The organism is Dehalococcoidales bacterium, assembly GCA_028717385.1.
GTDB lineage: Bacteria > Chloroflexota > Dehalococcoidia > Dehalococcoidales > CSSed11-197 > CSSed11-197.
In genome coordinates this window covers 1-9,700 of sequence record JAQUNW010000033.1, presented here as the reverse complement: position 1 = coordinate 9,700, position 9,700 = coordinate 1, and the positions used below count along the sequence as shown (strand labels likewise).

The window sequence follows — 9,700 nt, the reverse complement described above, 5'->3', positions numbered from 1 at the left end:
TGGCCAATAAAATCGGCAAGTTTACGTGGCCTCAGGCTAAGATCTACTGGTACATCCTCTTCGCTGACTGCCCCCGAAATAATACGACTGATATGCTGCCTCCAAAAATTTTATGTTGTATTCAAATAGATTATAACATATAACACATGCCTAAAAGCTATCAGCCGGCAATAAAATAAGGCTGCCATGAAGGCAGCCTTATTTTATTCACCTAGCTTTAATATAAGGTATTTATTTTATGAATCGGTTGAGGACTCCTGAGATTCTTCTTCAGCTGCCGTTATATCTTCAGACTGGCTAGCTTCTCCATACGCAATATCACCACCAGCAATATCACCACCAGCACTATCAACTTCCAGCGATTTGTCTGCTACCTCAGCTGAATGCCCTTCCAGAGCAGCCTGCTTTTCATGCTCAAGTTCCTCTTTGCAAGACTGGCAATGCGCCGGAATAAGCTTTCCGATAATGACATTTTCTTTAAGACCAACCAGTCGGTCAACTTTTCCAAAAATAGAAGCTTCTGTGAGAACTCTGGTGGTTTCCTGGAAGCTTGCCGCTGCCAACCAGCTATCAGTACTCAAACTAGCGCGGGTAATACCCATCAGTACTGCATAAGCAGTTGCCGGTTCGCCACCTTCTGCCAGTATCTTGGCGTTTTCTTCCTCATAGGCCATGCGTCCAACAAGTTCTCGTGATGTGAACCGGGTATCTCCAGGGGTGTCAATTCTAACCTTCGACAGCATCTGCCGGACGATTACTTCAATATGACGATCATTGATGTGCACGCCTTGTGAACAGTACACTTTCTGAACTTCGTCTACAATATAGCGTTGTACGGCTTCCTTGCCGAGGATTGCCAAGATATCCTGCGGGTTGATCGAGCCATCCGTAAGCTGTTCACCGGCTCTCACTTCCTGTCCATCTACTACCCTTATATAGGTAGCGGCGGGAACAGCGTATTCACGCTCGTCACTTCCCTCAAAGGTTATATACAGGCGCTCTCCGCCAAGCGAAGCGATGCCATTTACCCTTGCCAATGGTGCCGTAGCAGCAATTGGGGCGGATCCCCCTTCTTCCCCAGCTGGAGCTGCAAGCGGAGTTCCCGAGGTTATCTCCTGACTATCCTGAATAATCCACTGCCACCCTTCAGGTAATACGTACTCATCAGAATACGTTTCTGTGCTGGTTATTCTTATTCGTCTGCCATTTTCGTCATCTATTATTTCAGCCTTGCCGTCGATCTCAGCGATAATTGCCTGAGCTTTAGGAATGCGAGCTTCGAAAAGCTCCTCGACGCGGGGCAAACCGGTAGTAATATCCAGCCCGACAACACCGCCGGTATGGAAGGTTCTGAGTGTTAACTGGGTACCAGGCTCACCGATACTCTGCGCTGCCAGAATGCCAACTGCAATCGATTGTTCAACCATCTTGCCGGAGGCCAAATCGCGCCCATAGCATAACTGGCATATGCCCGAAGAAGACTCGCAACTCATGGCAGAACGAATAAACGCACGGTCAATCCCTGCCTTGATGATAACTTCTGCAAGGTGTTCGTCTATTTCCTGGTTGCGCTCCACCAGCAAGGCGCCGGTTTCCGGATGGTAGATATCCTCAGCAGAGATGCGGCCAGTAATACGTTCCCCAAACGGAGGAAGCATTTCGGCTTTATCCTTGCTTTCAACTACCCATGTACCATTTAACGTTCCGCAGTCCTTCTCTGAAACAATCACATCCTGCGTAACATCTACCAGGCGCCGGGTCAGGTAGCCACTTCCAGATGTACGTAACGCAGTATCTGCCAAACCTTTACGTGCACCATGTGTAGAAATAAAGTATTCCAAAGTGCTCAGGCCTTCCTTAAGGCTGGATTTGATAGGGAAGTCGATAATCCGGCCTGACGGGTTGGTCATAAGACCCCTGAGACCTGCCATCTGGCGAATTTGGCTTAGATTACCCTTGGCTCCGGAGGTGCTCATCATATAAACACTGCCGGTTCGGCTCAAGGAACTGGCAAGGTCTTGGGTAATTTTATCGGTCGCTTCCATCCAGGCCTCAATAACGCCGTTATAACGTTCGTCATCAGTAATCAGTCCCCTCTGGTACTGACTATCAACTACAGCAGTACGCTCCTCAGCCTCGGCCAAGATTGCTGCCTTACCGGGAGGGGCTTCAATATCACCCATGGAAATGGTTATGCCAGATTGAGTGGCATATTTAAACCCGAGGCCTTTCAGCCCGTCAAGAACTTTCGCCATCTCAACATTGTTTCCCAGTAGCTTGTAACAGTCGGAAATTATTTGTTTTAAAGTAGACTTGTCTACCAGATTATTACAAAAACCATATTTCTTTGGAAGAACTGCGTTGAACAATATACGCCCAACGGTAGTCTGGATGATTTCATCTTCCGCAACTCTTACCTGGATTCTGTCCCTTAGCCCAATTGCATTTACTTCATAGGCTATTCGTGCAGATTCAAATGAACTGAAGAACGGCAGGTTTTTTTGTTTTGAATCTTCCCTTTCAGAAGTTAGATAATAGATTCCAAATACCATATCCAGTGTTGGTGTAACAACCGGTTCCCCACACGAAGGCAGCAGCATATTATAGATGGAAAGCATTGCCATTTTGGCCTCTCGAATGGCAGCTTTCGAAAGTGGTACATGTACCGCCATCTGGTCTCCATCGAAGTCAGCGTTAAAGGCGGCACATACCAGCGGATGAATCTGAATAGCACTGCCATCAATCAACACTGGCTCAAAAGCCTGTACACTAAGGCGATGCAGAGTAGGCGCACGGTTGAGAAGTACAGGATGCCCCTGCACAACTACTTCAAGAGCGTCAAAAACTTCAGGGGTAGCTTTGTCCACCAACCGCCGGGCGCTCTTAATATTAGAAGCTAAGCCTTCCAGCACGAGCCTATGAATTACAAACGGCTTGAAAAGCTCTAGCGCCATCCGGCGCGGCAAGCCGCACTGATGTAATTTAAGATTGGGGCCGACAACGATAACTGAACGTCCGCTATAGTCAACCCGCTTACCAAGCAGGTTCTGGCGGAACCGGCCTTGTTTACCCCTCAATATATCAGAAAGAGATTTTGCTTTGTGATCACCGCTGACGGCAACTGTTCGCCCTCGACGCCCGTTATCTATCAGCGAATCTACAGCTTCCTGGAGCATACGCTTTTCATTGCGTATGATAATTTCCGGTGCGCCAATATCCATCAGGTGGCGCAGACGGTTATTACGATTGATAACCCTACGATAAAGATCGTTCAAATCACTCGTGGCAAATCTTCCGCCATCGAGCTGGACCATTGGTCTGAGCTCGGGAGGAAGAACCGGGAGCACAGTCAATACCATCCAATCAGGACGGTTATTGCTGCGCCTGAAGGCTTCTACCAACTGCAAACGTTTGCTGGCCTTCTTGCGCCGCTGGGCTGAAGTAGTAGTATGGATTTCTTCTATCAGCTCGTTGCGAAGCGTGTCAAGGTTTACAGTTTTAAGAATTTTGAGTATGGCTTCAGCGCCCATGCCTCCTTCAAATATCTCCCCACATACCAAAAGCATTTCCTGGTACTGGGTATCTGTAAGCAAAGCTCCCGGAGTAAGCTCTTTGACTCGATTTACGAGTGAAATGTATTTTTCTTCGATCTGGGCTTTTTCATCATCGAACGCGCTTCTCATGAGGTTGATTTCGCCTGGTTCAGCCCCATTCTCTTCTGCTTGAGCAACCTTCAGATCAAATTCATCCTTTTTCAGACTGAATTCTTCATGTGCTTCTTCATCCAGCCGCTTAAGTACTTCCCCTCTAGCAGACTCATCTACAGAGATAACGATGAAATGAGAAAAATAAATTACTCTTTCCAGATTACGCGTTGAGAGATCAAGCAAAAGACCTATCCGGCTGGGAATGCCCCTGGCATACCAAATATGGCTTACCGGGCTTGCCAGCTCGATATGCCCCATCCTCTCCCGCCTGACTTTCGACTTGGCTATTTCAACCTGGCACTTATCACATATAATGCCCTTATAGCGGATGCGTTTATACTTGCCGCAAGCACACTCGAAATCCTTGGTTGGACCGAATATGCGTTCGCAAAACAAACCGTCACGCTCTGGTTTAAGGGTACGGTAGTTGATTGTTTCTGGCTTGGTTACCTCGCCATAAGACCATCCCAAGATTTGTTCTGGTGAAGCAAGAGATATCCGCACAGCATCAAAATCGTTTACTTCCAACTTTCTACTCCTATTCCTTGCCGTTATCCGCCGAGGTTTCATCTTCGTTGTTTTCAACTGTGAAACCTGCAGATTCTATTACCGAATTGGGCTCGATATAGGTAAATGAAGCCGTATCAATAACTTCGCTTTCTGTTTCTTCTCCAATTTCCCTGACTTTATCGGCCTCTATGATCCTTTCTTCCTGGTTAATCACCTCTACTGCCAAACCAAGACTCTGCAGTTCTTTCACCAGAACCTTGAATGATTCAGGAACTCCGGGTGGCATTATATCGTCACCTTTAATAATAGCTTCATAGGTTTTGGTGCGCCCTGTGACATCATCGGACTTGATGGTGAGCATCTCCTGCAGATTATAAGCAGCACCATAGGCTTCAAGTGCCCACACTTCCATTTCGCCAAAGCGCTGCCCTCCGAATTGTGCCTTACCGCCCAAAGGTTGCTGGCTGATCAACGAATAAGGACCAGTGGAGCGAGCATGGACTTTATCTTCCACCAAATGGATCAGCTTAAGCATATAAATACTTCCCACGGTAACCGGCATATCGAAAGGTTCACCAGTGCCGCCATCGCGCAGGATAACCTTACCGCTGATCGGTGAGGGAATATTGGTACGGGCTGAGATCTCATCTATGGTCGTTTCCATGTCTTCAGCACTCATAGATGTTGCCTTAACACCCTGATCAGCCAGCCATATTCTCTGGCTTGCTTCTTTGGCCGATCCAGGAAAATCATCACTCCAGACTTTATCCGGATCGTAACCCTGCTCTGACAACCAGCCAAAAAGCTTTTGAGTATCAATACCGCTGATACTGCCATCATTGGCAAATACCGTAGCTTTTGCTCTTCTTACCAGCCATTCACGAGCGAGGGAGTCTTCAATATCACGTTCATCAGCGCCATCAAAGATGGGAGTGAGTACCTTGAAACCCAGTGCCCTGCCCGCGAGCCCGAGATGCGTTTCAAGTATCTGGCCGATGTTCATTCTCGAAGGCACGCCTATTGGGTTGAGAACTATATCAACTGGTGTCCCATCCGGGAGTATCGGCATATCTTCTCTAGGGGCAATTATTGAAATTACGCCCTTATTACCATGGCGGCCTGCCAGTTTATCTCCAACCGATACCTTGCGCTTCTGGGCAACCCAGACCTGAACCCATTTATTCACTCTCACCGGAAGATCATCCCCATCATCGCGGGAGAAAATCTTCACGTTTATCACTTTACCCCATTCGCCATGAGGAACCTTGAGTGATGTATCTTTTACTTCTCTTGCTTTTTCTCCAAATATAGCCCTGAGCAGTTTCTCTTCAGCAGACAGCTCAGTCTCACCCTTGGGTGTAATTTTACCAACAAGGATGTCACCGGGCTTGACTTCTGCTCCAATACGAATGATGCCTTCCTCATCCAATTCCCTTAAGCTTTCTTCGCCCACATTAGGTATATCACGGGTGATCTCTTCGGGGCCAAGCTTGGTTTCCCTTGCTTCAACTTCATGCTTGAAAATATGAATAGAGGAAAACTTTTCTTCTTCCACCAGTCGATCACTGAGAACAATAGCATCTTCATAGTTGAAACCACGCCAGCTCATGAAGGCGCAGACTACATTCTGGCCTAGCGCTAGCTCACCCTGGTCAGTTGAAGAGCTGTCAGCCAATACCTGGTTCTTTTCTACCCGTTGCCCCTTGCTTACTGCTGGTCTCTGGTTTATACAGGTACCCTGATTGGTACGTACAAACTTAAGCAACGGAAAACGATGAACAACACCTTCGTCACTTTCTACAACTATTTCAGAGCTGGTAACTGAGGTCACCAAGCCATTGCATGGGCTAAAATGTATCTGCCCGCTATTTCTTGCAGTTTCTCTTTCCATGCCTGTTGCTACCAGCGGAGCTTCGGGTTTTAACAGAGGTACCGCTTGGCGTTGCATATTAGCACCCATAAGAGCGCGGTTGGCATCGTTGTGCTCAAGGAAGGGTATAAGTGCAGTTGAGACACTAAATATCTGCATAGTGGATACGTCCATATAGTGCACTTTTTCTGGCGCAATAAAGACGTAGCGATCTTCAACGCGAGCTTCAATACGCCCGCTGACAAATTGCCCCAGCTCATCAATTACTGTGTTGGCCTGAGCAACAATATTCTTTTCTTCCTCATCGGCGGTCAGATAAACTATTTCGTTCGAAGCAAAAGGTGCTACCTTAACTTTGGAAATCCCGGCTTTCTTGAAAACCTTTAATTTGTCTTCACCAATAATATCGCCGGTTTCCGCCAAAATAGAATCATCTTTACCAATAACCTTTTCGGCAACCTTTCTGCCAATCAGCCTGCTATCGCTAGCATCCAGTTCCTTTATAACCTTACGATAAGGAGTTTCAATAAATCCATAGGGATTAATACGCCCGTAAGTTGCCAGGGAGCCAATCAGACCAATGTTTGGACCTTCCGGTGTTTCGATGGGGCAGATCCTGCCATAATGTGAATAATGGACATCGCGTACGTCAAATCCCGCTCTATCCCGAGAGAGCCCTCCAGGGCCCATAGCAGACAAGCGACGTTTATGAGTTATTTCTGCCAAAGGATTGGTTTGATCCATAAATTGGGAAAGCTGGGATCCGCTAAAAAACTCACGCACTGCCGAAACTACGGGGCGGATGTTTATGAGCGCAGTAGGAGTAACTACATCTGCGGCGATGATGCTCATTCGTTCCTTGGCGACTCTTTCCAGACGAATCAATCCGATTCTGAACTGGTTCTGAATAAGCTCACCAACCGTACGAATCCGGCGATTACCAAGATGATCAATATCGTCGGCACGGTCAGCCCCATTATTAACCATTATTATATGCCGCACAATCTCAGCCAGATCTTCCCGGCTCAGCGCCCGGTTTTCCCCATTTTCAACGCGGTTCAAGCCCAGTCTCTGGTTTACCTTGTAACGGCCTACAATCCCCAAATCATAATATTGGGGATTAAAAAACATGTCTTCTATCATTTTCCTGGAATTTTCCAGGTTAAGCGGATCGCCCGGGCGGAGCTTGCGATAAATATCCAGCAGGGCGGTTTTTTCATCTATAACAGCCGGCTCTTTCTCAATTGTAGCCCTGATAAACTGCCGATCCTCAGCAGTATCCTCTTTGGCAAAAAGTTCAAGTATCTCAGAATCAGAGCTGTAACCGACTGCTCGAAGCAAAGTAGTTACCGGTATCTTGCGCCGATTATCGATTTTTACAGATATTACATCGCGATTGCTGGTATCGAATTCCAGCCATGCGCCCCGGCTGGGGATAAGATTAGCATGGCACAATAGCCGTCCGCTTGCAAGGTCTTCTTCTGCCATAAAGTAAACACCCGGAGAACGTATGAGCTGACTGATGATTACTCTTTCCGTCCCGCTGGTAATGAAGGTGCCCTTGCTGGTCATAAGAGGCACATCGCCGAAAAACAAATCGAACGGTTCTTTTATTTCACCAGTGGTTTTTACCAGCAGCCTCGCCTTAACGTAGAGAGGCATGGAATAGGTCTGGTCACGCTGATAACACTCAGCCTCGTTGAGCCTGGGTTCGCGGAATTCATACCCCACAAAACTAAGCTCAAGACGGTTACCAGTAAAATCGTGGATTGGAGATATTTCCTGTAATAATGCCTTTACGCCTTCTTCCATCAAGGCAGTAAAGGAATCCAGTTGTACCTCCACCAGGTTGGGTACTTCCAGTACCCTGGGTAATTTTGAATAGACTTTTCTTGAATTCGCCTGTTGTTTCGCAGGCAATGCCAGTTCGGCTACCATTTCAACTCCTTAGCTAAATTCAGAGATAGAACTCAAGAGCGATTGGGCGCAATTATACGCAGAGGGATATTATAAACAGCTGAAAAATGAATAATTCGTAGAGGCATAATAGCAAACTGAAAGTATAGCATAATGATAATCGATTTTCAACTCCACGTATTCACTCACCTAAAATGTTACCGAAGGGGGTATTCACTCATGTCAACACTCTTTAGAAATGTCCTCTGCTTTAACTCATAACAAGTGTTTCCAGAACGATATCCGCTGAATATAATTGAAGTCATCAACATCAATTTCACTTTTGAGCATTCTCGTTTTTTCTGTTAGAATCATATGGTAAAAATATTTCTAGAAAGGAAAAGGCGTCAAAACCAGATGACAAAGAAAATTTCGATTTTTCTCGCCATGGTAATGGTTGTTAGTGCCTTAGCACTATCAGCATGTGGTAACGGCAAAGAAACAACTACTCCGACTACTACTCAGCCGACCACTACAACCACTCAGCCTACCACCACTACCACTCAGCCAACTACCACGGAGCCGACCACGACTGAACCGACCACGACTGAGCCGACTACCACGGAGCCGACCACGACTGAACCGACCACGACTGAACCGACTACCACGGAGCCAGGCGGTGGCGAACCTACCGCTGAAAATGCACCAGCTATCACCAGCCACGCCACCGGAACAGGCTATGACGGTCTTTGCGGCATCTGCCACATGATCGGCGGAACCGACCCGATGCCAGATGATGGTTTCCATCCGGATTTCGACGTAGCTGAATGCTACGATTGCCACAAAGCCGGATAACAAAACACTTTAAATCAAATCCGATGATAAAACCGCCGCTTTTATGAACGGCGGTTTTATCATCCTCCAGAACACCATCACTCCCATGCTTTGTTTACACCAACCTCGTTCATGGGGTAATATATGAAGCAAGATCCAGCTTTAATCAACTTTAGACTGCTTTTTTATGTCATTAGAAGAGGAATTTAGAAACCTCGCCCTTGGCGTAGACACCCTGCTAACCATCGGTGTTTTTGACGGTGTCCACCGGGGACACCAGAGACTGCTATCCGAACTGGTTAGCAAGGCTAGTGAAAAACGCCTTTCAAGTGGTGTCATTACTTTTAATAATCACCCTTTAAGCCAACTTGAACATCGCAATGCACCGTTGTTACTTACTTCGAATGAGGATAAAATAGCTCTTATCAAACACTCCAAAGCAGAATTCGTTACAAGCCTCAATTTCTCCCCAGAACTATCACAAACCAGCGCCAGAGATTTTTGTACTCTGCTCCAACGCCACCTTGGAATGAAAGGTCTTGTATTGGGTTTTGATTTTGCCATGGGACGTAACCGTGAAGGATCTCTGAGTAAAATGGATTTACTGGGCAAGGAAATGGGCTTTACAACCGCCATAATACCGCCAGTCACCGTCGCAGGGAGTATTGTCTCAAGCACCGCCATACGATCTTTAATATCTGAAGGCAAGATAAGACAAGCTGCCGATATGTTAGGACGCAACTACAGCCTTAAGGGAACGGTAACCATCGGCAAAGGAATTGGGCGAAAATTAGGCTTCCCGACAGCTAATATACCGGTTAATCCGGCTTTTGCCATACCTCCTAACGGTATGTATGCAACTATTGCCATGTTTGATGGTCAG

The 9,700-nt window shown here is 46.8% G+C and carries 3 protein-coding genes and 1 pseudogene; 2 read left to right on the top strand and 2 right to left on the bottom strand.

All coding sequences use genetic code 11. The features are described from left to right. Positions 1 to 425: 425 nt before the first annotated feature. A pseudogene (gene rpoC, locus PHX29_06295) lies at positions 426 to 4,235 on the bottom strand (DNA-directed RNA polymerase subunit beta'). A 10-nt stretch (positions 4,236 to 4,245) separates the two neighbouring features. Further along, positions 4,246 to 8,025, bottom strand: a complete 3,780-nt coding sequence (locus PHX29_06290) for a DNA-directed RNA polymerase subunit beta (protein MDD5605497.1) — start codon at positions 8,023 to 8,025, stop codon at positions 4,246 to 4,248. A gap of 375 nt (positions 8,026 to 8,400) precedes the next feature. Here PHX29_06290 and PHX29_06285 point away from each other — a divergent pair, with 375 nt between their 5' ends. Continuing rightward, the gene (locus tag PHX29_06285; GenBank protein ID MDD5605496.1) at positions 8,401 to 8,838 is read left to right on the top strand and encodes a hypothetical protein; all 438 of its coding nucleotides are present in this window, start codon (positions 8,401 to 8,403) and stop codon (positions 8,836 to 8,838) included. A 166-nt stretch (positions 8,839 to 9,004) separates the two neighbouring features. Next, a partial coding sequence (locus tag PHX29_06280; GenBank protein MDD5605495.1) for a riboflavin kinase occupies positions 9,005 to 9,700 on the top strand: 696 nt, incomplete at its 3' end.